The 20,837-nt window shown below is 65.9% G+C and carries 22 protein-coding genes; 11 read left to right on the top strand and 11 right to left on the bottom strand.

Going from position 1 to position 20,837, the window contains the following annotated elements; translation table 11 throughout:
- Positions 1-60 precede the first annotated feature (60 nt).
- Together HMPREF2886_RS24040 and HMPREF2886_RS24035 are read left to right on the top strand one after the other, a co-directional pair.
- Positions 61-999: a lipid A biosynthesis lauroyl acyltransferase gene (locus tag HMPREF2886_RS24040; RefSeq protein ID WP_033971676.1), complete on the top strand. Its 939-nt coding sequence runs from the start codon at positions 61-63 to the stop codon at positions 997-999.
- A gap of 67 nt (positions 1,000-1,066) precedes the next feature.
- Positions 1,067-2,236 carry a patatin-like phospholipase family protein gene (locus tag HMPREF2886_RS24035; protein ID WP_003091575.1) on the top strand — a complete coding sequence of 390 codons (1,170 nt, stop codon included), beginning with the start codon at positions 1,067-1,069 and terminating at the stop codon, positions 2,234-2,236.
- Positions 2,237-2,299: 63 nt separating this feature from the next.
- On the opposite strand, the gene HMPREF2886_RS24030 is transcribed toward HMPREF2886_RS24035, so the two are convergent.
- From HMPREF2886_RS24030 to HMPREF2886_RS24015, 4 genes are all read right to left on the bottom strand, one after another.
- Positions 2,300-3,157 carry a pirin family protein gene (locus HMPREF2886_RS24030; RefSeq protein ID WP_033971675.1) on the bottom strand — a complete coding sequence of 286 codons (858 nt, stop codon included), beginning with the start codon at positions 3,155-3,157 and terminating at the stop codon, positions 2,300-2,302.
- A 139-nt stretch (positions 3,158-3,296) separates the two neighbouring features.
- Positions 3,297-4,100 carry an MlaA family lipoprotein gene (locus tag HMPREF2886_RS24025; RefSeq protein ID WP_033971674.1) on the bottom strand — a complete coding sequence of 268 codons (804 nt, stop codon included), beginning with the start codon at positions 4,098-4,100 and terminating at the stop codon, positions 3,297-3,299.
- Between the two features lie 3 nt (positions 4,101-4,103).
- Positions 4,104-5,465, bottom strand: a complete 1,362-nt coding sequence (locus HMPREF2886_RS24020; protein ID WP_033971673.1) for an alpha/beta fold hydrolase family protein — start codon at positions 5,463-5,465, stop codon at positions 4,104-4,106.
- 142 nt (positions 5,466-5,607) lie between these two features.
- Positions 5,608-5,829, bottom strand: a complete 222-nt coding sequence (locus HMPREF2886_RS24015) for a DUF2061 domain-containing protein (protein WP_070748511.1) — start codon at positions 5,827-5,829, stop codon at positions 5,608-5,610.
- Between the two features lie 293 nt (positions 5,830-6,122).
- Here HMPREF2886_RS24015 and HMPREF2886_RS24010 point away from each other — a divergent pair, with 293 nt between their 5' ends.
- The 7 genes from HMPREF2886_RS24010 (at position 6,123) to HMPREF2886_RS23980 (ending at position 13,354) form a co-directional block, all read left to right on the top strand.
- On the top strand, positions 6,123-6,980 hold the full coding sequence (locus HMPREF2886_RS24010; protein WP_033978730.1) for a glycine betaine ABC transporter substrate-binding protein: 858 nt from the start codon (positions 6,123-6,125) through the stop codon (positions 6,978-6,980).
- A 217-nt stretch (positions 6,981-7,197) separates the two neighbouring features.
- On the top strand, positions 7,198-7,509 hold the full coding sequence (locus HMPREF2886_RS24005; RefSeq protein WP_003091547.1) for a DUF485 domain-containing protein: 312 nt from the start codon (positions 7,198-7,200) through the stop codon (positions 7,507-7,509).
- Positions 7,506-9,161, top strand: a complete 1,656-nt coding sequence (locus HMPREF2886_RS24000; protein WP_033971668.1) for a cation acetate symporter — start codon at positions 7,506-7,508, stop codon at positions 9,159-9,161. The genes HMPREF2886_RS24005 and HMPREF2886_RS24000 overlap by 4 nt, the downstream gene beginning before the upstream one ends.
- Before the next feature lie 89 nt (positions 9,162-9,250).
- Positions 9,251-11,050 carry a CBS domain-containing protein gene (locus HMPREF2886_RS23995; RefSeq protein WP_070748509.1) on the top strand — a complete coding sequence of 600 codons (1,800 nt, stop codon included), beginning with the start codon at positions 9,251-9,253 and terminating at the stop codon, positions 11,048-11,050.
- Positions 11,047-11,673 (top strand): 3'-5' exonuclease, encoded by a 627-nt coding sequence (locus tag HMPREF2886_RS23990; RefSeq protein WP_033971666.1) that lies wholly within the window; start codon positions 11,047-11,049, stop codon positions 11,671-11,673. Before HMPREF2886_RS23995 ends, HMPREF2886_RS23990 begins: the two co-directional genes overlap by 4 nt.
- A 108-nt stretch (positions 11,674-11,781) precedes the next feature.
- Positions 11,782-11,940 (top strand): DUF3309 family protein, encoded by a 159-nt coding sequence (locus HMPREF2886_RS23985; protein WP_003109182.1) that lies wholly within the window; start codon positions 11,782-11,784, stop codon positions 11,938-11,940.
- Positions 11,941-12,229: 289 nt separating this feature from the next.
- Positions 12,230-13,354 (top strand): GNAT family N-acetyltransferase, encoded by a 1,125-nt coding sequence (locus HMPREF2886_RS23980; RefSeq protein WP_033971665.1) that lies wholly within the window; start codon positions 12,230-12,232, stop codon positions 13,352-13,354.
- A 32-nt stretch (positions 13,355-13,386) separates the two neighbouring features.
- On the opposite strand, the gene HMPREF2886_RS23975 is transcribed toward HMPREF2886_RS23980, so the two are convergent.
- The 5 genes from HMPREF2886_RS23975 to HMPREF2886_RS23955 all read right to left on the bottom strand — a co-directional run bounded on the left by HMPREF2886_RS23975 (position 13,387) and on the right by HMPREF2886_RS23955 (position 18,127).
- On the bottom strand, positions 13,387-13,653 hold the full coding sequence (locus tag HMPREF2886_RS23975) for a DUF2790 domain-containing protein (protein ID WP_033971663.1): 267 nt from the start codon (positions 13,651-13,653) through the stop codon (positions 13,387-13,389).
- 270 nt (positions 13,654-13,923) lie between these two features.
- On the bottom strand, positions 13,924-15,756 hold the full coding sequence (locus HMPREF2886_RS23970; RefSeq protein ID WP_033978728.1) for an ABC transporter ATP-binding protein: 1,833 nt from the start codon (positions 15,754-15,756) through the stop codon (positions 13,924-13,926).
- Between the two features lie 62 nt (positions 15,757-15,818).
- Positions 15,819-16,382: a peptidylprolyl isomerase PpiA gene (gene ppiA / locus HMPREF2886_RS23965; protein ID WP_070748508.1), complete on the bottom strand. Its 564-nt coding sequence runs from the start codon at positions 16,380-16,382 to the stop codon at positions 15,819-15,821.
- Positions 16,364-17,191, bottom strand: coding sequence for an alpha/beta fold hydrolase (locus HMPREF2886_RS23960; protein WP_033971662.1), 828 nt, complete (start codon positions 17,189-17,191; stop codon positions 16,364-16,366). The genes ppiA and HMPREF2886_RS23960 overlap by 19 nt, the downstream gene beginning before the upstream one ends.
- Before the next feature lie 6 nt (positions 17,192-17,197).
- On the bottom strand, positions 17,198-18,127 hold the full coding sequence (locus HMPREF2886_RS23955; RefSeq protein ID WP_003091534.1) for a PA3225 family LysR-type transcriptional regulator: 930 nt from the start codon (positions 18,125-18,127) through the stop codon (positions 17,198-17,200).
- Between the two features lie 199 nt (positions 18,128-18,326).
- Here HMPREF2886_RS23955 and HMPREF2886_RS23950 point away from each other — a divergent pair, with 199 nt between their 5' ends.
- Together HMPREF2886_RS23950 and azoR3 are read left to right on the top strand one after the other, a co-directional pair.
- Positions 18,327-18,644, top strand: a complete 318-nt coding sequence (locus HMPREF2886_RS23950) for a hypothetical protein (RefSeq protein WP_003091533.1) — start codon at positions 18,327-18,329, stop codon at positions 18,642-18,644.
- A gap of 146 nt (positions 18,645-18,790) precedes the next feature.
- Positions 18,791-19,432: an FMN-dependent NADH-azoreductase AzoR3 gene (azoR3, locus tag HMPREF2886_RS23945; RefSeq protein WP_033971660.1), complete on the top strand. Its 642-nt coding sequence runs from the start codon at positions 18,791-18,793 to the stop codon at positions 19,430-19,432.
- A 103-nt stretch (positions 19,433-19,535) separates the two neighbouring features.
- Here azoR3 and HMPREF2886_RS23940 read toward each other — a convergent pair whose 3' ends face one another.
- Complete coding sequence (locus tag HMPREF2886_RS23940; protein WP_033962407.1) at positions 19,536-20,435, bottom strand: DMT family transporter; 900 nt, start codon at positions 20,433-20,435, stop codon at positions 19,536-19,538.
- A 9-nt stretch (positions 20,436-20,444) separates the two neighbouring features.
- Positions 20,445-20,780, bottom strand: coding sequence for a tRNA-binding protein (locus tag HMPREF2886_RS23935; protein ID WP_003109191.1), 336 nt, complete (start codon positions 20,778-20,780; stop codon positions 20,445-20,447).
- Between the last annotated feature and the right edge of the window lie 57 nt (positions 20,781-20,837).

The following is a 20,837-nucleotide window of genomic DNA, read 5'->3' as shown; positions in this document are numbered from 1 at the left end:
GTCCCGCCGGGACGGCGGGCAGGGTAGAATGGCGGGCTTTGATCGTCGTCGGAACCGTCCATGGATCGCCCCCGTTTCTCCAGCGCTTTTCTCCATCCCCGCTACTGGCCGCTCTGGTTCGGCCTGGGGCTGCTCTGGCTGGTGGTGCAGTTGCCGTATCCCGTCCTGCTGATGCTCGGCCGTGGCCTGGGGGCGCTGATGTATCGCTTGGTCGGCTCGCGCCGCGAGATTGCCGCGCGCAACCTCGAACTGTGCTTTCCGGAAAAGTCGCCCACCGAACGCGAGCGTCTGCTGAAGGAGAACTTCGCCTCCAGTGGCATCGCCTTCTTCGAAATGGCCATGAGCTGGTGGTGGCCGAAGGCGCGCCTGGCCCGTCTTGCCCATATAGAAGGCCTCGAGCATCTGCGCGAGGCCCAGGCGCAGGGCGAGGGGGTGATCCTCATGGCCCTGCATTTCACCACCCTGGAGATCGGCGCGGCGCTGCTCGGCCAGGTGCACACCATCGACGGCATGTACCGTGAGCACGACAACCCGGTATTCGACTACGTCCAGCGCCGTGGCCGCGAGCGGCATAACCTCGATGCCACCGCCATCGAGCGCGAGGACGTGCGCTCGATGCTCAAGGTGCTGCGTGGCGGCCGCGCCATCTGGTACGCACCGGACCAGGACTACGGCGCCAAGCAGAGCCTGTTCGTGCCGCTGTTCGGCATCCCGGCGGCCACCGTCACCGCCACTACCAAGTTCGCTCGCCTGGGCCGGGCGCGGGTGTTGCCGTTCACCCAGAGCCGCCTGGCCGATGGCAGCGGTTACCGCCTGACCATCCACCCGCCGCTGGAGGACTTCCCCGGCGAGAGCGAGGAAGCCGATTGCCTGCGGATCAACCAGTGGGTCGAATGCTGCGTGCGCCAGCAGCCCGAGCAGTACCTGTGGGCGCACCGGCGTTTCAAGACCCGCCCGCCAGGCGAAGCCAAGCTCTATCCGAAACGGCGCAAGCGCTGAGGACGGGCATTCCGGATGCGCGCGGGGCCTGGCTATACTCGCCGCAGTTCATGACGGAAGCCCCGCTGTGTCCGATCCCCTTGCCCCACGTCCGCCGCTCACCGGCCTGATCCTTTCCGGGGGCGGCGCCCGCGCGGCCTACCAGGTCGGGGTCCTGGCCGCCATCGCCGACCTGCTGCCGGACAGTGCCGGCAATCCTTTCCCGGTCATCGTCGGTACCTCCGCCGGCGCCATCAACGCCGTTGGCCTGGCTTGCGGCGCCCTGCAATTCCGCCAGGCGATCCAGCGCCTGACCGCGGTCTGGCAGGGGTTCCGCACCGAACATGTCTATCGCAGCGACTGGCCGGGCGTGACCCGCCAGGCCTCGCGCTTCCTCGGCCATAGCCTGCTCGGTCTGGGGCGGCGGGTGCCGGTGGCGTTGCTGGACAACCGGCCGTTGCATGAGCTGCTGGCACGTGAGCTGGATTTTTCCGGGATTCATGCGGCGGTGCGCCAGCGCCAGTTGCGCGCGGTGGCGGTGACCGCGTTCGGCTACGAGTCGGGGCAGGCGGTGACCTTCTACCAGGGGCGCGCGACCATCGATCCCTGGGTACGCCATCGGCGCCTGGGCATTCCCACCCGCCTGGAGCTTCGGCACCTGCTGGCCAGCGCGGCGATCCCGCTGCTGTTCCCGCCGGTGCGGATCAACCGCGAATACTTCGGCGACGGCGCGGTGCGTTCCCAGGCGCCCATCAGTCCGGCGTTGCACCTGGGTGCCACGCGGGTGCTGGTGATCGGCGTCAGCGGCAACCCGGCCACCGGTGGCGACAGTGCCATGACCGGGCTGCCGCCGTCCGACCGACCGCCGAGCCTGGCGCAGATCGGCGCCCACCTGTTGAACAGCACCTTCATCGACAGCCTGGAAGGCGACATCGAGCAGTTGCAGCGGATGAACCAGATCGGCCAGTTGGTGGCGCCGGAGGTGCGCCGCCAGGCGGGTGGGCTGGAGCCGGTGGAGGTATTGCTGGTGTCGCCGAGCCGGCCGCTGGACGAGATCGCCGCGCGGCACTACCGGGAGCTGTCGCGGGTGCTGCGGCTTTTCCTGCGCGGTCCCGGAGCGACCCGCGCCAGCGGGGCGGGGGTATTGAGCTACCTGTTGTTCGAGCGCGGCTATTGCAGCGAACTGATCGAACTGGGCTACCACGATGCGATGGGCAAGCGGGCGGAGCTGGAGCGCTTCCTGCGGATCGAGCGGTAAACCTTATTCGGAACGGGACAGGCGGAAGGAAAAAGCCGCCCTGAAGGGCGGCTCGCGTACGGCTCAGACGGCCAGGACACCGTCGCGATAGTCGCGTAGCGCCTGCTCGATTTCCTCGCGGCTGTTCATCACGAACGGGCCGTACTGGACGATCGGCTCGCGCAACGGCTTGCCGGCGAGAACCAGCACGCGGGCGCCGGCTTCGCTGCGCAGGCTCAGTTCCCCTTCTTCGGACAGCCGAGCCAGGCGGTTGGTGGAGATTTCCACCGGGCGTTCGCCTTCCACCGTCAGGCTGCCTTCGTAGACGTACAGCAGCACGCGATGGCCGTCCGGCAGGCGCGGGGCGATGCGGCCGCCGGCAGGCAGTTGCAGGTCGTAGTAGTGTGGCTCGGTGTCCGGCCTTTCCACGGCGCCGATCTGCTGCGCCTGGCCGTCGTCGAAGCGACCGGCGATCACCGTGACCTTCACGCCTCCGGCGGTTTCCAGGCGCGGCACGTCTTCCGGCTCGATATCGCGATAGCCGGCCGGAGCCAGCTTGTTCTTCGCCGGCAGGTTGACCCACAGCTGGAAGCCACGCATCGCGCCTTCCACCTGTTCCGGCATCTCGCTGTGGATGATGCCGTGGGCGGCGGTCATCCACTGTACGCCGCCGGGCTTGAGCAGGCCGCGATTGCCGAGGTGGTCTTCGTGGCGCATACGCCCTTCGAGCATGTAGGTCACGGTCTCGAAGCCGCGGTGCGGGTGCGAAGGGAAACCGGCGACATAGTCATCCGGGTTCTGGGTATCGAACTGGTCGAGCATCAGGAACGGGTCGAAGCGTTCCGGGGACGGGCCGCCGATCACGCGGGTCAGGCGGACGCCGGCGCCATCGGAGGCGGGGTGGCCGGTATGCAGTTCGAGGACATCACGGTAGCGGGTCATGGGAACCTCCTGGTTCGTGTATGGCTCGATGATAGTCCTCTATGGTCGATATATGGATGCGAGTTTTATGTGATTCCTATCGATTTATTGGATTGTTCTGAGGAAAAGAAACCGCCGCACAGGGCGACGGTTCTTCGTCTCACTCGGCGATCTGCAGCTTGCGCGCCTCGGTATAGATGTAGCGCAGTTTCTCGTACTCGAACGGCGAGTTCATCTGGCCGTAGCGGAAGCTGGTGTTGTAGCGCTTGTCCACCACGCGCAGGGCGGTGATCTCCGGGTGGTCGCCGCTGGCCTGGGGAACGTTGAGGTAGTTCACCTGGTATTCGCCGACGTAGTCCACCACCAGTCCGCCGGTGTCGCGCAGGTTGGACGGGCCGAGGATCGGCAGCACCAGGTAGGGGCCGCTGCCCACGCCATAGAAGCCGAGGGTCTGGCCGAAATCCTCGCTGCGCTTGTGCAGGCCCATCTTGGTCGCAGGATCCCACAGGCCGAGCACACCGAAGGTGGTGTTGAACAGCAGCCGCGCGGTGGTTTCCATCGCCGCCTTGCCCTTCAACTGGGCGAGGTTGTTCAGCAGATTGGGCACGTCGCCGAGGTTGTCGAAGAAATTGCTCACGCCGCTGCGGACGAAGTGCGGGGTGACGTATTCGTAGCCTCGTACCACGGGCAGGAACACCCACTCGTCGAAGCGATAGTTGAAGTGGTAGACCCGGCGGTTCCAGGATTCCCAGGGATCGTACATGTTCAGTGCGTCGAGGGTGGCGCGTTCGAATTCGCGTTGATCCAGGCCGGGATTGAACTTGAGTTGGTCCAGCGGACGGCTGAAACCGTCGCCGTCGAGCTGGCGTGGCGGCAATTCGGCCGGTGCGGCGGCCTCGTCGGCCTGGGCGCTGGCGGCAGCGCTCAGCAGAAGGGCGAACATCCAGTGTGCGGTTCGGCTCATCGATCAGTTTCCTGCCTGCTGGGTGAGGGCCGCGCTGGCGACCTGGGTCTGTCCGGCAGCGGGCGTGGCGAAGAAGTCCAGCATGTCCTGCGCGTTGACCTTGTAGTTGAGGTTGCCGCAGTGACCGCCATAGGGATAGACGGTCAGGCGTTCGCCGAAGGTCCGGCGGAGGAAGCCGAGGTCGCCCGGGCCGAGGATGACGTCGTCGGCGTTGTGCATCACGGCGATCTTCGGGCTGTCGTGCAGATAGTCCTGCAGCTTGTAGAGGCTGACCTGGTTGACCAGTTGGGTCAGGCTGCCGCCGTCGTAACGGGCTCGCCACATCGGGATCAGTTGCTCGGTCATGTAGCACTCGAAGTCGCACTGTAGCGCGCGCTTGAAGAAGGGCTCCAGGCTGGTGCCTTCGTTGATCGGATAGTTCGGCGGGGTGATCAGGCCGCGACGGTTGACCAGGTCCGAGGTGAAGGCGATGTCGGCGGCGGAGAAGCGGAAAGAGGTGCCGATCAGCATGGCCATTTCTTCGTTGCTCAGGCGTTGCTTCGACTGCTGGAAGTCGTAGAGCATGGCGTCGTTGATGTCGACGTAGCCTTTCTGCCGGAAGTAGCGGGTCAGCTTGCTAAGCACCACCTCGTAGAAGGTGCGCGAGTCGGTGATGCCCTTGACCTGGGTTTCCACCAGTTTGTCGAGGTTGCTCACCGAGGTGTAGAGGTTCACCGGTGGGTTGAGCAGCAGCACTTTCTTGAAGTTGAAGCTCCGGCGGCTTTCGTCGAGGTGGCTGACGAACGCGGCGTTCAGCGCCCCCAGGCTATAGCCGGTGAGGTAATAGCCGGTCACCGGCAGGTCGCGCTGCTGTGCGCGCACCGCCTGCATCACCCGGTACAGGTCATCGGCGTCGTCGCTGGAAAAGCCCGGCGTGGCGAAGCGCGAGGCGCTGGCCATGAAGTCCCAGCTGGTCGGCGAGGACAGCTGCACCACGTGGTAGCCGGCCTGATAGAAGAGCTTCTTCAGGTATTCCGGGAAGCTGCTGGCGTAGTGCGCGCCCGTCCCGGCGATGATGAAGATCAGCGGCGCCGCATGATCCTGGCGGGCCAGGCGGTAGCGCAGCTTCTTCACCGGCCAGAAGTTGTCCGGCAGGGCGAACTCGCGCTCCGGGCGCAATTTCAGGCTGTAGTCCTTCTGGTCGATGTCCTCGCTGTGCGGAAGCTCGGGACGCAGTTCCGGCGGCGTGGTGGCGATGGTCGCCTCGAACGGGTTGGTCAATGGATAGCCGTAGCTCGCGGCGTCGACGTCCCGGGCCTGCGCCAGATTGGCACAACCGAGGGCGAGGCCGCCGAGCAGGGCAGCGAAACGGAGGAAGTGGGGCATCGGGGGAATCCCTTCGAGGGAAAAGTACTGAGTGAATATACTGCCGCTATGACAACTGCAAGCCTCAGTAGTGCAGTGGGTTATTGCAGCCAGCGTTCCAATCGGCCTTTCCCGCCTCTTGCCGTGCCTCGCGAATATCCCTTCAGGCGTGGCGGTGCAGCCAGCCGTGGGTGCCAGCCGGGCGCGGCGCGCCGTCTTTCTCGAAGCGTTTCCAGATCTTCTCGTGGAAGTAGAAACCGACCGAGTTGCACAGCGGCTCGACCGCCGCCACCAGCCCGCCGACCGCGATGCTGCCGGTCAGCGCATAGGCCACGCTGAAGGCGATCATGAAGTGCATGACGGTGAAGGTCAGGGTCTTGAGCATGGCTGCTCTCCTTTAATCGAGAATCATTCCTCTTTGGCGAAAGCCTATCCAGGCGCTCGGCCAAGCGGAAATCGGCCTGTCCAATCGAGTGCATAGAGCGCTTCGATCGCACTGTCTCGGAGCACACCCGCAGCGTGCCGCAGCGCAGTTCGAGGCATGTCGTTATCGGGTGCGATGGGTGTCGTTCTCAGAGCAGTCCGCCGTCCGGGCGCGCCGATGATGGACGGCGGCACCGCAGAGTGCCGCGACCGCCGGGGAGCGTCCCCGTCGGCATAGAACAAGGGGTACGTCTGATGCGAATGATGCGACGACTGTTGTGCTGGAGTGCGGGCCTGGCAATGTCGGCGGCTGTGGGGATGGCGGCCGCGGCGGACAAGCCGGTGATCACCATCGGTTACGTGGACGGCTGGTCGGACAGCGTGGCGACCACCCATGTGGCCGCCGAGGTGATCCGCGAGAAGCTCGGCTACGAGGTGAAGCTGATGCCGGTGGCGGCGGGGATCATGTGGCAGGGAGTGGCGCGCGGCAAGCTCGATGCCATGCTCTCGGCCTGGCTGCCGGGCACTCACGGCGCCTACTACGAGAAGATGAAGGACAAGGTGGTCAACCTTGCCATCAACTACCCCGACGCACGCATCGGCCTGATCGTCCCCGAATACGTGAGCGCCAACAGCATCGCCGACCTCCAGGCGCAGAAGGACGCTTTCGGCGGCCGCGTGGTGGGTATCGATGCCGGCGCCGGGGTGATGATCAAGACCGACGAGGCGATCAAGCAATATGGCCTCGACTACAAGCTGGTGGCCAGTTCCGGCAGCGGCATGATCGCCGAGCTGACCCGTGCCGAGAACGAGAAGAAGCCGGTGGTGGTGACCGGCTGGATTCCGCACTGGATGTTCGCCAAGTGGAAGCTGAAGTTCCTCGACGATCCGAAGAAGGTCTATGGCGATACCGAGCATGTCGACACCGTCGCCAACCCGGCGCTGGAAGCCAAGGCCAGGCCGGTCTGGGAGTTCCTGAAGAAGTTCGGCTGGAAGGATGGCAACGAGGTCGGCCAGGTGATGCTGGCGATCCAGGAGGGCGCCAAACCCGAGGATGCGGCGAAGCAGTGGGTGGCGGCCAACCCGGGACGGGTCAAGGACTGGGTGCAGTAGCACGGCTGGTTCGATTGGGGAACGCCGTGCCCGGGCAACCGGGCACGGCGTTTTTCCTTGCCGAAGGCTGGCTCCGGAATCTGCCGGAAGGCCCGGGAATACCGGTCTAGAGCGGCTGGCGAACCGCTACGACTAAAGTCGTCTGGAGCGCTTGCACCAGCGTCCTACAGTGGATATCGACGACATTCCGCGTCACCCCGCTGTGAGGATAAAAACAATGAACGACAGCATCTACCAGCGGATTGATACCAATCCGCGCTTCAAGGAGTTGGTGGCCAAGCGAGAGCGTTTCGCCTGGATACTTTCTTCGATCATGCTTGGCCTCTACGTGATATTCATCCTGCTGATCGCTTTCCAGCCGCAGCTGCTGGGCGCGCGTATCAGTCCCGATTCGTCCGTGACCTGGGGCATCCCGATGGGTGTCGGACTGATCCTTGCCGCGTTCATCCTGACCGGCCTGTACGTGCGTCGCGCCAACGGCGAGTTCGACAGCCTGAACCAGGAAATCCTCAAGGAGGCGCAGCAATGATCGCTCGTCTCCTTGCCGCGCTCGGCCTTGCGGCCTTCGCTCCGGCCCTCTGGGCCGACGCGCTGACCGGCGACGTGCAGCGCCAGCCGCTGAACGTCTCGGCCATCGTCATGTTCGTCGCCTTCGTCGGCGCGACCCTCTGCATCACCTACTGGGCATCCAAGCGCAACCGCTCGGCGGCCGACTACTATGCCGCAGGCGGCCGCATCACCGGCTTCCAGAATGGCCTGGCGATCGCCGGCGACTACATGTCGGCGGCATCCTTCCTGGGTATTTCGGCGCTGGTCTTCACTTCCGGCTACGACGGCCTGATCTACTCGATCGGCTTCCTGGTCGGCTGGCCGATCATCCTCTTCCTCATCGCCGAGCGCCTGCGCAACCTGGGCAAGTACACCTTCGCCGACGTCGCCTCCTACCGCCTCAAGCAGAAGCAGATCCGCACCCTGTCGGCCTGCGGCTCGCTGGTGGTGGTGGCGTTCTACCTGATCGCGCAGATGGTCGGCGCCGGCAAGCTGATCGAGCTGCTGTTCGGCCTCAACTACCATGTCGCGGTGGTCCTGGTGGGCATCCTGATGGTGCTCTACGTGCTGTTCGGCGGCATGCTGGCGACCACCTGGGTGCAGATCATCAAGGCCGTGCTGTTGCTCTCCGGCGCCTCGTTCATGGCGATCATGGTGCTCAAGCACGTCAACTTCGACGTCAGCACGCTGTTCTCCGAAGCCATCAAGGTGCATCCGAAAGGCGAGGCGATCATGAGTCCGGGCGGCCTGGTCAAGGATCCGATCTCGGCATTCTCCCTGGGCTTCGCGCTGATGTTCGGCACCGCCGGTCTGCCGCACATCCTGATGCGCTTCTTCACCGTCAGCGACGCCAAGGAAGCACGCAAGAGCGTGTTCTACGCCACCGGTTTCATCGGCTACTTCTACATCCTGACCTTCATCATCGGTTTCGGCGCGATCCTGCTGGTCAGCACCAACCCGGACTTCAAGGACGCCACCGGCGCCCTGATCGGCGGCAACAACATGGCGGCGGTGCACCTGGCCGACGCGGTGGGCGGCAGCCTGTTCCTCGGCTTCATCTCGGCGGTGGCCTTCGCCACCATCCTCGCGGTGGTCGCCGGGCTGACCCTGGCCGGGGCCTCGGCCGTCTCCCATGACCTGTACGCCAGCGTGTTCAAGGGCGGCAAGGCCAACGAGAAGGACGAGCTGCGGGTCTCGAAGATGACCACCGTGGCCCTGGGCGTGGTCGCCATCGTGCTCGGCATCCTCTTCGAGAAGCAGAACATCGCCTTCATGGTCGGCCTGGCCTTCTCCATCGCCGCCAGTTGCAACTTCCCGGTGCTGCTGCTCTCCATGTACTGGAAGAAGCTGACCACCCGCGGCGCCATGATCGGCGGCTGGATGGGCCTGGTCACCGCGGTTGGTCTGATGGTCCTCGGTCCGACCATCTGGGTGCAGATCCTCGGCCACGAGAAAGCCATCTACCCGTACGAGTACCCGGCGCTGTTCTCGATGATCGTCGCCTTCGCCGGTATCTGGTTCTTCTCCATCACCGACAAGTCGGCGGCGGCCGACGAGGAGCGGGCGCGCTTCTTCCCGCAGTTCATCCGTTCCCAGACCGGCCTCGGCGCCTCTGGCGCGGTGGCCCACTAAGCGCTACGTGAAGGCGTAGCCCGAGGCGGCGGCCGGATTTCCGGTCCGCCGCCTTTCGTTTCAGCGTCCCGGTCACAGCGAGATGATCCATGCCTGACAGTTTCAACTTCGCCTCGCCGCCCTTCGACCAGTTGCGTCCCCATCAGCGCGAGACCCTCAAGCAGGCCCTCAGCGTCGGTTACTACGCGCCGGGGGAAACCTTGCTGGAGGCCGGTTCGGCGGTCCCCGGGCTGTTCGTCCTGCTCAAGGGCGTGGTCGAGGAGCGCGGCGACGACGGGCGGGTGTTCGCCCAGTACGCCGCGGACGACCTGTTCGACGTTCGCGGGCTGTTCTCCGGCAGCAGCAAGCATCGCTACCTGGCGATCGAGGAAAGCATCGTCTACGAGCTGCCGGCCAGCTGCTTCCACCAGTTGTGCGGGGAGAACCCGGGTTTCGCCCGCTTCTTCCAGGCCGACCTGGCGGCCAAGCGCCAGTTGGCCCAGCGCGACGGGCAGAACCTTGCCGAGTTCATCCTTACCCGCATCGCCCGCGAGCATCTGCTGCCGGCGCTGGAGGTAGAGGCCTCGCTGTCCCTCGGCGACGCCGCGCGCCTGCAATTGAGCCATGGCGCCGATGCCCTGCTGGTGCGGCTGGAGAGGGACGGGCCCGAGCTCGGCATCGTCACCCGCACCGACCTCATGAGCGCGCACTTCCGCGACGGGCGCAGCGAGCTGGAGGCGATCGGGCCGTTGGCCCATGGTCCGCTGACCAGCGTCGAACTGGGCGATTTCCTGTTCGACGCGATGATCCTCATGACGCGCCAGCGTATCGAGCGGGTCGCGGTCACCGAGGACGGTCAGGTGATCGGCCTGTTGCACCTGACCCAGGTGCTCAGCCTGTTCTCCACCCATTCCCACGTCCTGGCGCTGCGCATCGCCCGCGCCGACGACCTCGGCGACCTGCGCCGCTGCGCGGAAACCCTGGACACCCTGATCGCGACCCTGGCCGGCAACGGTATCCGCCTGCGCTTCATCATGCAGCTGGTCAGCGCGCTCAACGAGCAATTGCTCGAACGGCTTTTCGAATGGTTGCTGCCGCCGACCCTGCGCGGGCGCTGCTGCTTGCTGGTGATGGGCAGCGAAGGACGCGGCGAGCAGTTGCTGAAGACCGACCAGGACAATGCCCTGGTCCTGGCCGACGATCTGCCGCAGGAACAGGCCCTGGCGATGATGCAGCGCTTCAGCGCGGCCTTGCTGGAGTTCGGTTATCCGCCCTGTCCCGGAGGGGTGATGGCCAGTCGGCCGGAATGGTGCAAGCCGCTGGCGGCCTGGCAGGCGGAGCTGCGCGCGACGCTGCTGGAGGGCAAGCCGGAGCAGCTGTTGCGCCTGTCGATCCTGGCCGATGCCTGGCCGGTGGCCGGCAACCTGCAACTGTTCGAGCCGTTGCGTCGGCAACTGCGCGGTTTCGCCGACGGCGGCGAGCGCTGGCTGGCGGATATCGCGGCGGCGGCCCTGCAATTCGATACGCCGCTGACCTTCCTCGGCCAACTGAAAACCCAGGGCGCCCGCCTCGATCTCAAGCGCGGCGGGATCTTCCCCATCGTCCACGGCATCCGCACCCTGGCCCTGCGCGAAGGCCTGGAGACCCGCGGGACCCTGGCACGGATCGAGGCACTGAAGCGACACAAGGTCCTCGAAGCACGCCTGGCGGACGACCTGAGCGAGTCTTTCGAGCTGTTCCTGCAACTGCGCCTGACCCGCCAGTTGGCCGGCCAACGCGATGGTCGCCAGCAGGGCCTGGACGTCAGTGGCATGAGCCGCCACGATCGCGACATGCTGCGCTACGGCCTGCATGTGGTGAAGAAATTCAAGCAGAGCGTGGCCCGTCAATTCCACCTGGAGACCCGATGAACACCATGGTCAAGTTGCCCGACAGCCGCTGGCCGGGCTGGCGCCGCCGGCTGTATTGGTGGATGCACGAGGCGGTCGAGGCGGAGGAAGTGATCTCCCTCGATCTCGAGACCACCAGCCTCGACCCGCGTCGTGCCGACATCCTCAGCATCGGCGCGGTGCTGGTGCGGCGCGGCAAACTGGTCATGGGCGAGCGCCTGGAACTCTACGTCGAGCCGCCGCCGAGCCTGGACGCGGAGTCGATCCGCATCCACAAGCTGCGCCGCGCCGACCTGGAGGGACAGTTGCAACTGGAGCATGCCCTGCGCCAGGTGCTGGCGTTCATCGGCGACCGGCCGCTGCTGGGCTACTACCTGTCGTTCGATGTCGCCGTGCTGAACCGGCACCTGCGCCAGCTCCTCGACCGACAGTTGCACAACCCCTCCATCGAGATTTCGTCGCTGTACCACCGGAAGGTCAGCCGGCATTTTCCCGACGCACACATCGACCTGCGCTTCGACACCCTGGCGCGGGCCCTGGATGTGCCGGTGAGCGGTCGCCACACCGCCCTCGGCGACGCCCAGGCGGTGGCGCTGATGTTCATGCGTCTGCTCAAGGGGCCGGCGCCCAAGGTCATCCACTGAGGCTGGAGGGCGCGGATTTATTGAATCTTCATTGCTCGGCGGGGGTCGAGAACTACAAGGGCGGAATCTCCCGTCCTTTGCCCCATGAGCCGAACAGGAGCGACGCCCATGAGTCTCGGTACGATTCTTCTGATCATCCTGATCCTGCTGCTGATCGGCGGCCTGCCGGTCTTTCCTCATTCGCGCAACTGGGGCTACGGGCCCTCGGGGATCATCGGCGCATTGCTGGTGGTACTGTTGGTCCTGTTGCTGTTGGGCATGATCTAGGGCCCGAGGAGGGTCCGATCGGGAATGCCGTCGCGGTTGTCCGCCGTCGCGACGGGTATCGGCGGATAACGCCTCCGGCGTTATGCGCCCTACGCGGAGGGTTCCAAGCTTTCGCTCTGCGCTGGGGTAAGGCGAGGTATCGGCGGATAACGCCGTTGGCGTTATGCGCTCTACGTAAAATGGTTCGAAGCCTTCGCTTGGTGAAAGGCGGTTTCATTGCGGGTCCGCCGGGCGCTTTTTTCCATCGACCGGCTTCACTTGCCTTGCGTCTCGCGCCAGACTGGCGCGCATGCCGATCCAGACGCTTGACACCCTTGCCGATATCGATGCCGCCGAGTGGGACGCCTTGCTGCCTCCCGCCCAGCCATTCCTGCGTCATGCTTTCCTGTCCGCGCTGGAAGACAGCCACAGCGTAACGCCCGCCACCGGCTGGCGCCCGGCCCATCGCGTGCTGCGCGATCCGCAAGGGCGCCTGTGCGCGGCGCTGCCGGCCTATGTGAAGGCGCACTCGTACGGCGAGTACGTGTTCGACTGGAGCTGGGCCGACGCCTGCCAGCGGGCCGGTATCCGCTACTACCCGAAGCTGCTGGTGGGGGTACCCTTCACCCCGGTCGCCGGTGCGCGCCTGCTGGGCGAGGACGAAGGGTTGCAGGGGCTGCTCGCGTCCCTTGGCGAGGAGGCCGAGGCGAGCGGTCTGTCGAGCATCCATGTGAATTTCACCGACGCCCGGGCGGACACCTTGCTTGCCGCGCGTGACGGTTGGCTCGAACGCCTGGGTTGCCAGTACCACTGGCACAACCGCGGCTATCGGGACTTCCAGGACTTCCTCGAGGCCCTCAGTTCGCGCAAGCGCAAGCAACTGCGCAAGGAGCGCGAACAGGTCGGCGGACAGGGCATCGAGTTCGAATGGCGGGAAGGCGGCCAGTTGTCCGAACTGGAGTGGGATTTCGTCTATCTCTGCTACGCCAACACCTACCTGGTGCGCGACCGCGATCCCTACCTGAGCCGCGAGTTCTTCGGCCTGCTGGCCGAGCGCATGCCGGAGGCGATCCGCGTGGTCTTCGCCCACCAGCGTGGCAAGCCAGTGGCGATGGCGTTCAGCCTGGTCGCTGGAGACACCCTGTACGGGCGCTACTGGGGATGCCTGGCCGAGTTCGACCGGCTGCACTTCGAGACCTGCTTCTACCAGGGCCTGGAATTCGCCATCGGCGCCGGCCTGGCGCGCTTCGACGCCGGTGCCCAGGGCGAACACAAGCTGATCCGCGGTTTCGAGCCGGTGCTGACGCGCTCCTGGCACTACCTGGCGCATCCCGGTCTGCGCGATGCCGTGGCGCAGTTCCTCGAACAGGAGCGGGCGGGAGTGCGCGCCTACGCCGAGGAGGCCCACGGCCTGTTGCCCTATCGCCAGGCCTGAAGGGGGCCGGAACGATAGGGCGTGGCGTCCGCTCAGCCGTTGCTGGTGCTGCCGCCCCATTCGAGGAAGCGGATCTTGTGCAGTTCGCCGCTATGGTCCTCGTAGACCACGGTCACCGGCACTACGCCGGTCCTGGTCGAATTGTCGGTACGGTGCAGGACAGTCTTCACGTCCAGTTGCATGCCGTAGTGGTATTCCTCGACCGGCAGGCCGCGGCCCGGGTCCTTGTCCACGTCCTGGGCGAAGGCCATGGGGGCGAGGCTGGTGATGACGGCGGACACGACAGAGGCAAGTTTCATTCTGTGATTCTCCGTAGCGATGGGGCGAAATCCCCGGTACCGAGCACTGGCATCCTTGGTCGTCCGTGGCCGACGCCAGGTGGACGGGGACGATGCGGCAGGCGTCGGGATCGAGCCGGGGCACGGGTTCGATAAGAACACCGTTTCGCTGGCGGAAAAAATCGAAGCGCGTGCTAGTCGAGATCGACGGCGGTGATGATTGCCGCGCAAAGGCCCGTTGCAGAGCCTTTGACAAGGTCACCCAGGTCGGGCGGCGCGAGCCGCCGCCCTTCAGTCGACGCCGACGAAGCCGCCGGTCTGGTGTTGCCAGAGGCGCGCATAGAGGCCGCCATGGGCGAGCAACTCGGCATGCGTGCCGCTTTCGGCGATGTGGCCCTTGTCAAGCACCACCAGGCGGTCCATGCGCGCAATGGTCGACAGGCGGTGGGCGATGGCGATCACCGTCTTGCCCTGCATCAGGGTCTCCAGGCTTTCCTGGATCGCCGATTCGACTTCCGAGTCCAGCGCCGAGGTCGCTTCGTCGAGGATCAGGATCGGCGCGTCCTTGAGCAGCACCCGGGCGATGGCGATGCGCTGGCGCTGGCCGCCGGAGAGTTTCACTCCGCGTTCGCCGACATGGGCGTCGAAGCCGCGGCGGCCCTCGGCGTCGCTGAGCAGCGGGATGAACTCGTCGGCGCGGGCCTTGCGCACCGCCTCCATGAGTTCCGCGTCGCTGGCGCCGGGGCGGCCGTAGAGCAGGTTGTCGCGGATCGAACGGTGCAGCAGCGAGGTGTCCTGGGTGACCATGCCGATCTGCGCGCGCAGGCTTTCCTGGGTCACCCCGGCGATGTCCTGGCCATCGACCAGGATGCGTCCGCTCTCCAGGTCGTACAGGCGCAGCAGCAGGTTGACCAGGGTCGACTTGCCGGCGCCGGAAGGTCCGACCAGGCCGATCTTCTCGCCGGGCCGGACCTTCAGGTCGAGACCCTGGATCACGCCGCTGCCCTTGCCGTAGTGGAAGGCGATGTGCTCGAACTCCACCTCGCCGCGCTCTACCCGCAGCGGCCGGGCGTCCTCGCGGTCGACCACCTTGCGCGGCAGGGCGATGGTCTGCATGCCATCCTGGACCTGGCCGATGTTCTCGAAGATGCCGCCGACCACCCACATGATCCAGCCGGACATGTTGTTGATGCGGATCACCAGCCCGGTGGCCAGGGCGATGGCGCCCACCGAGATCAGCTCCTGGCTCCACAGCCACAGGGCCAGGCCGGTGGTGCCGGTGATCAGCACGCCGTTCATCACCGTGATGGTCACGTCCATGGAGGTCACTACGCGCCCGGCGCGTTGCGACTTGAGGGTCTGGTCGCCGATCGCTTCGCGGGCGTAGTCCTCTTCCTGGCGGGTGTGGGCGAACAGCTTCAGCGTGGTGATGTTGGTGTAGCCGTCGACGATCCGCCCCATCAGCTTCGAGCGCGAATCCGAGGCCTCCACCGAGCGGCGCTTGACCTGGGGAACGAAGTAGGCGAGGGCGCCGACGTAGGCGAACACCCACAGCACCAGAGGGATCATCAGGCGCCAGTCGGCCTCGGCGAACAGCACCAGGGCGCTGACGGTATAGATCAGCACGTGCCAGAGTGCGTCTACCACCTGCACCGCCGAATCGCGCAACGAGTTGCCGGTCTGCATGATGCGCTGGGCGATGCGCCCGGCGAAATCGTTCTGGAAGAAGCCGAGGCTCTGCTTGAGCACGTAGCGGTGGTTCTGCCAGCGGATCAGGTTGGTCATGCTCGGGTTGATGCTCTGGTGCACCAGCATGTCGTGCAGGGCGTTGAACAGCGGGCGCAGAACCAGCGCCACCACCGCCATCCAGATCAGTTCGTTGGCGTGCACGCGGAAGAACTCCGCGCTGGGCGTGCTCTGGGCGAGATCGACGATGCGGCCGAGGTAGCTGAACAGCGCTACCTCGATCAGCGCGACGATCAGGCCGACCACCAGCAGAGCCAGGAACACCGGCCAGACCTGGCGCAGGAAGTAGACATAGAAACGCAGCACTTCGCTGGGCGGCATGCGTTCGGAAGCGTTGCGGAACGGGTCGATCAGACGTTCGAAACGACGATAAAGCATGATGGCTCTCTTCTGGAGCGGGCCCGTCCTGGGCCCGCCGGATCAAGCCCCTGCGGCTGAACTCAGAGGCGTTTGGCGGACAGGATCACCACGTCGTCGCTCGGCACGTCGGCGAAGCCGTTGCGGCGGGGGGTGGGAACCTTGGCGATCTGGTCGACCACGCCCATGCCACGCACCACCTTGCCGAACACCGCATAGCCGAAGTCGCGGGCACCATGGTTGAGGAAGTCGTTGTCGGTCAGGTTGATGAAGAACTGGCTGGTGGCCGAATCGACCACGCCGGTACGGGCCATGGCGAGGGTGCCGCGCTCGTTGAGCAGGCCGTTGTCGGCCTCGTTCTTGATCGGTGCGCGGGTCTTCTTTTCCTGCATGCCGGCGCTGAAGCCGCCGGTCTGCACCATGAAGCCAGGGATCACGCGGTGGAACAGGGTGCCGTCGTAGTAGCCGCTGTCGACGTACTCGAGGAAGTTCTTCACGCTGATCGGCGCCTTGGCCGGATCGAGCTCTACCTCGATCTCGCCGAGGCTGGTGGCGATCAGGACGTGCGGCTTGGCGGCAGGCGTGGCGGCCAGCAGGGAACCGGCGAAGAGCAGGGTGCAGGCGGCGATCAGGAGACGTTTGAGCATGGTTGTTCCTTGGTTTTGTCGATATCGGCGAGGAAGCCGAGCAGGGTGGTGTTGAAAATCTCGGGTTGGTCCATCGGCGTGGCGTGGCGGGAGTCCTCCACCACCACCAGGCGGGCGTCGGCGATCCGCTCGCAATAGGCCTGCTTCAGCGATACCGGCGTGTAGTCGCGATCCGCGCTGATCACCAGGGTCGGACAGGCGATCTCGGCCAATCGTTCCTGCACGCCCCAACCGATGATCGCGTCGAGGCTGGCCAGGTAGGCGCGCTTGTCGTTCTCCGCCCAGCGCGCCTCGATCTTCTCTCGCAGCACGGCCTGTTCCGCCTTGGGAAACAACAGCCGGCCGAGGGCGCGGCCGATGGTCCGCAGGCTGAGCAGGCGCGAGAGGAGCTTGCGCTTGGCCACCTCCAGATGCTCGCGAGGCTTGCGCGGGATGACTTCCGGAGTGCTGTTGACGATGGTCAGGCTGCGCAGCAGGTCGGGTCGGTCGCAGGCCAGCTGGAAGCCGATCATCCCGCCCATGCTGATGCCGACCAGGTGTACCGGGCCGCAGCCGAGCCGGTCGAGCAGCGCCGCGCAGTCCTCGGCGAAGCCGGCCATGCTGTAGCCGCCGCGCGGCTTGCCGGAGCGGCCGTGGCCGCGCAGGTCCGGGATCAGCAGGCGGTAGCGGCCCAGCAGGGCCGGCAACTGGTATTCCCAGTCGCGGGCGCTCGAACCGAGACCGTGCAGCAGCAGGACCGGCGCGCGCTCGGCGGGACCGGGGTGGTCGTCGTAGACGAGGGTGCAGTCGCGGTGCTGGAAGTCAGGCATCTGCGCTCACTCGGCGGCCGGTTCGGGCGCCGCGAAGGGCGCGTTGAGCGGTACGTTGGCGAACGACTTGAGCATTTCCATGAGGATCTGGCTGGCCGGGCCGAGCGGCTTTTCCTTGTTGGTGTAGAGGTAGAAGCGGCTCTGCCGCACGCCGCCCTGGCTCAGCGGCAGCGGCTTGAGTTGGCCGCTCTGCAGTTCGCGCTCGATGATGTGCCGCGGCAGCCAGGCGAAGCCCAGGCCGTTGCCGACGAAGGTCGCCGCGGTAGCCAGGCTGCCCACCGTCCAGCGCTGTTCGGCGCCCAGCCAGCCGTGGTCGCGCGGCTGTAGCCGGCCGCTGTCGCGGATCACCACCTGCATCTGGGTTTCCAGGTCCTGGTGGGTCAGTTCGCGTTGCAGGCGGTGCAGCGGATGGTCGGGGTGGGCCACGGCGACGAACTCGACCACGCTGAGGTCGGCGCCGAGGTGGCCGGGAATGATCAGGCCGCTGATCGCCAGGTCGGCGGCGCCCTGGATCAGCGCTTCCTCGACGCCGGAGAGCACTTCCTCGCGCAGCAGCACGCGACAGCCGCGGCTCTGCGGCATGAAGGCGGACAGCGAGCGGACGATCCGCGCGGTGGGGTAGGCGGCGTCCACCACCAGGCGCACCTCGGGTTCCCAGCCCTGTTCCATGTGGTGGGCCAGTTCCTCCAGTTGCCCGGCCTGCTTGACCAGTTGCCGCGAACGGCGCAGCAACACTTCGCCGGCCTCGGTCAGCACCGCCTTGCGTCCGTCGATGCGCAGCAGCGGCACGCCGAGCTGTTCCTGCATGCGCGCCACGGTATAGCTGATCGATGATTGCGAGCGGTGCAGGGCTTCCGCGGCCTGGGCGAAGCCGCCGTGGTCGACCACCGCCTGCAGGGTCCGCCATTGGTCCAGGGTTACGCGTGGCGCTTTCATTTCCGCCTCCTCGAATGCAGGGATGCCTCGCCGGCGTTTCCGCGGCCGGCAGGCGATGACGAGTGCGCCGGAGGGGCGACTTCGCTTATCGTGTCGTCGGCGTCCTGTACGGGGTAGCTGTCCATTCTCTTGACGTACGGGATGCCGTGGTTTTCAGGGTGTTGCCATTTTTCCATCTGTCGCTACCGGGAGTCCGGCCATGAAAAGGCTTTGCTGTTTCGCACTATCGCTGCTGCCCCTGTCCGCTTTCGCCTATCCGATCGAGGTCGACCCGCAACTCAACGGCACCGAGGTCTCCTACAGCACCCAGGACATCGGTCGCGACATGGGCGCGATCCTCCTCACCAACCTGGGAGGCCAGGCGGCAGAGTGCACGGCGGTGTTCCGCAACGGCCCGGAGACCCCGAAAGTGCGCAAGGGCGTGATCCAGCCCGGGCAGAACAGCAACTTCACCGCGCAGTTCGGCCGCGACATCATCAAGTTGCGGATCAAGCTGACCTGCAAGATCGCGAAATAGAGCGTTCTCTCACCGAAAGACTAGGTGGTGCCTGTTTATAAATCAACCTGGTCGATATTTAACAGCGGTTTTTTCAACTTTTTAATCGATTAATCATTCTCTACCCTCACCTCCATCGTTGTAGCGCAGTGGGTGGAGGTCGAGTCATGTCCCGTGTCCTGGTTATCGAGAGCAGTGCCCGCCAACGGGGCTCGGTTTCCCGCCTGCTGACGGCGGAATTCATCTCCCACTGGAAAGCCGCGCATCCCGCTGATCGCTTCCAGGTCCGCGACCTGGCGCGCGAGCCGCTGCCGCACCTCGATGAATTATTGCTGGGAGCCTGGACCACCCCCTGTGATGGCCATAGCGCTGCGGAAAGGCGCGCCCTCGAGCGTTCCAATCGCCTGACCGAGGAGTTGCGGATGGCGGACGTGCTGGTGCTGGCGGCACCGATGTACAACTTCGCCATTCCCAGCAGCCTGAAGAGCTGGTTCGACCATGTGCTGCGCGCCGGCCTGACTTTCCGTTACGCCGAGCAGGGTCCGGAAGGCCTGCTACAGGGCAAGCGCGCCTTCGTTCTCACCGCCCGCGGCGGGATCTACGCCGGCGGCGGTCTCGATCACCAGGAACCCTATCTGCGCCAGGTGCTGGGCTTCGTCGGCATCCACGACGTCACCTTCGTCCACGCGGAGGGCATGAACATGGGCCCGGAATTCCGTGAGAAAGGCCTGGCGCGAGCCCGCGAGCGGATGCGGCAGGCGCTGGAAACCGACACCTCCCTTTGCGTCCCTCTGCCAACGCTCCGGTGATCGGACGCAGCACCCGGTCGAACCCCTTCCCCCCGCGTGTTCGACCGGGTTTTTTATTCCCTGCGGACTTTCGATGGTTGCCGGTGTGACGGCCGGGGCGGATTCAGGCGCGCTCGGGATCGCCTCGTTCGTCGCCGACTGCGGTTTTCCTGCCCCGTGTACCGAGGCGCGCCGACAGCACGATGGCGAGGATGATCAGGGCACCGCCGAGGAACATCCGCGGCCCCGGCGTCTCATGGAACAGCAGCCAGGCGAAGGCGATCCCGTAGACCGGCTCCAGGGCGAATACCAGCGCCGCGGTGCGGGCCTTGACCACCGCCAGGCTGGCCACGAACAGGCTGTGCGCCAGGCCGGTGCAGAAGACGCCCAGCAGGGCCAGCCAGAGCCAGTCGAGAGCGGGTAGCGCCGGTAGTTCGCCGACCGCGAACGGCAGCAGGCACAGGGCGACTACCAGGTTCTGCCAGAGCGCCGCCTGCACCGGGCCGACCTGCCCGCTGTTGCTACGGTTGGCCAGCGACAGCAGGGCGAACAGAAGGCCGGAAAGGATCGCCCAGAGCAGGCCGAGGGTGGCGCCGCTGGCGAGGTCGAAGTTCGGCGTGACCAGCACCAGGCCAAGGCTGACCAGGACCACCAGCAGTCCTTCCGCGAGATGAATGCGCTCGCGGAAGAGCAGCCCTTCGAGGATTACGGTGAAGGCCGGGAAGCTGGCGAAGCCGAGGGTGGCGATGGCCACGCCGGCGGTCTTCACGGCGATGAAGAAACTCACCCAGTGCCCGGCCAGGAGCAGGCCGCAGAGCGCCAGGCGCAGCCATTGCGCGGGTCCCAGGGCGCGCCAGGCCTGGCCCGCGAGGCGGGCGAAGAGGCCGAGGGCGAGCACCGCGAACAGCGCACGGCCGAACACGATCACCCCGGGGGAGGCACTGGCCAGCTTGCCGAACACCCCGGTCAGGCCGAAGAGGAGGGCGCCGCCGTGCAGGGCGGCGAGGGCGGAACGTCGATTCATGGGGATCCTTCAGGCCAGGCGCGCACCGTTGGGCAGGGGCTTGTCGAAGCCGGCCAGGACCACCTTGTCCTCGCTATCGTAGACCCCGGTGACCAGGACCTCCGAGCGCACCCCGGCGATCTGCTTCGGAGCGAAGTTGCAGACGCAGAGGACCTGGCGTCCGACCAGTTGCTCGGCCTGGTAGTGTGCGGTCAGTTGCGCGCTGGAGGTGCGCAGGCCGAGCGGTCCGAGGTCGACCTCGAGGACATAGGCGGGTTTGCGTGCCTTGGGGTTGGGAGCGGCGCTGAGGATGGTGCCGACGCGCAGTTCGACGCGTTCGAAATCCTGCCATTCGATGATGTCCATGCTGACTCCTGGTCTGTCGATGGGCAGAGAGTAAGGAGTCGTGACGGATTTGTCTGT

Origin of the sequence: Pseudomonas sp. HMSC066A08 (assembly GCF_001813025.1) — a bacterium.
Lineage (GTDB): Bacteria > Pseudomonadota > Gammaproteobacteria > Pseudomonadales > Pseudomonadaceae > Pseudomonas > Pseudomonas aeruginosa.
This window is presented reverse-complemented; position numbering and strand designations above follow the sequence as displayed.

Excerpts from the sequence above, each read along its gene's own strand:
- HMPREF2886_RS23970 (WP_033978728.1), bottom strand. The coding sequence starts at position 15,756 with ATGCTTTATCGTCGTTTCGAACGTCTGATCGACCCGTTCCGCAACGCT.
- HMPREF2886_RS24010 (WP_033978730.1), top strand. The coding sequence starts at position 6,123 with ATGCGAATGATGCGACGACTGTTGTGCTGGAGTGCGGGCCTGGCAATG.
- HMPREF2886_RS23940 (WP_033962407.1), bottom strand. The coding sequence starts at position 20,435 with ATGAATCGACGTTCCGCCCTCGCCGCCCTGCACGGCGGCGCCCTCCTC.
- HMPREF2886_RS24025 (WP_033971674.1), bottom strand. The coding sequence starts at position 4,100 with ATGAGCCGAACCGCACACTGGATGTTCGCCCTTCTGCTGAGCGCTGCC.
- ppiA (WP_070748508.1), bottom strand. The coding sequence starts at position 16,382 with ATGCTCAAACGTCTCCTGATCGCCGCCTGCACCCTGCTCTTCGCCGGT.
- HMPREF2886_RS23960 (WP_033971662.1), bottom strand. The coding sequence starts at position 17,191 with ATGCCTGACTTCCAGCACCGCGACTGCACCCTCGTCTACGACGACCAC.
- HMPREF2886_RS24030 (WP_033971675.1), bottom strand. The coding sequence starts at position 3,157 with ATGACCCGCTACCGTGATGTCCTCGAACTGCATACCGGCCACCCCGCC.
- HMPREF2886_RS24005 (WP_003091547.1), top strand. The coding sequence starts at position 7,198 with ATGAACGACAGCATCTACCAGCGGATTGATACCAATCCGCGCTTCAAG.
- HMPREF2886_RS24040 (WP_033971676.1), top strand. The coding sequence starts at position 61 with ATGGATCGCCCCCGTTTCTCCAGCGCTTTTCTCCATCCCCGCTACTGG.
- HMPREF2886_RS24000 (WP_033971668.1), top strand. The coding sequence starts at position 7,506 with ATGATCGCTCGTCTCCTTGCCGCGCTCGGCCTTGCGGCCTTCGCTCCG.
- HMPREF2886_RS24015 (WP_070748511.1), bottom strand. The coding sequence starts at position 5,829 with ATGCTCAAGACCCTGACCTTCACCGTCATGCACTTCATGATCGCCTTC.
- HMPREF2886_RS23950 (WP_003091533.1), top strand. The coding sequence starts at position 18,327 with ATGAAAAGGCTTTGCTGTTTCGCACTATCGCTGCTGCCCCTGTCCGCT.
- HMPREF2886_RS23975 (WP_033971663.1), bottom strand. The coding sequence starts at position 13,653 with ATGAAACTTGCCTCTGTCGTGTCCGCCGTCATCACCAGCCTCGCCCCC.
- HMPREF2886_RS23985 (WP_003109182.1), top strand. The coding sequence starts at position 11,782 with ATGAGTCTCGGTACGATTCTTCTGATCATCCTGATCCTGCTGCTGATC.
- HMPREF2886_RS23990 (WP_033971666.1), top strand. The coding sequence starts at position 11,047 with ATGAACACCATGGTCAAGTTGCCCGACAGCCGCTGGCCGGGCTGGCGC.
- HMPREF2886_RS24020 (WP_033971673.1), bottom strand. The coding sequence starts at position 5,465 with ATGCCCCACTTCCTCCGTTTCGCTGCCCTGCTCGGCGGCCTCGCCCTC.
- HMPREF2886_RS23995 (WP_070748509.1), top strand. The coding sequence starts at position 9,251 with ATGCCTGACAGTTTCAACTTCGCCTCGCCGCCCTTCGACCAGTTGCGT.
- HMPREF2886_RS23935 (WP_003109191.1), bottom strand. The coding sequence starts at position 20,780 with ATGGACATCATCGAATGGCAGGATTTCGAACGCGTCGAACTGCGCGTC.
- azoR3 (WP_033971660.1), top strand. The coding sequence starts at position 18,791 with ATGTCCCGTGTCCTGGTTATCGAGAGCAGTGCCCGCCAACGGGGCTCG.
- HMPREF2886_RS23980 (WP_033971665.1), top strand. The coding sequence starts at position 12,230 with ATGCCGATCCAGACGCTTGACACCCTTGCCGATATCGATGCCGCCGAG.
- HMPREF2886_RS23955 (WP_003091534.1), bottom strand. The coding sequence starts at position 18,127 with ATGAAAGCGCCACGCGTAACCCTGGACCAATGGCGGACCCTGCAGGCG.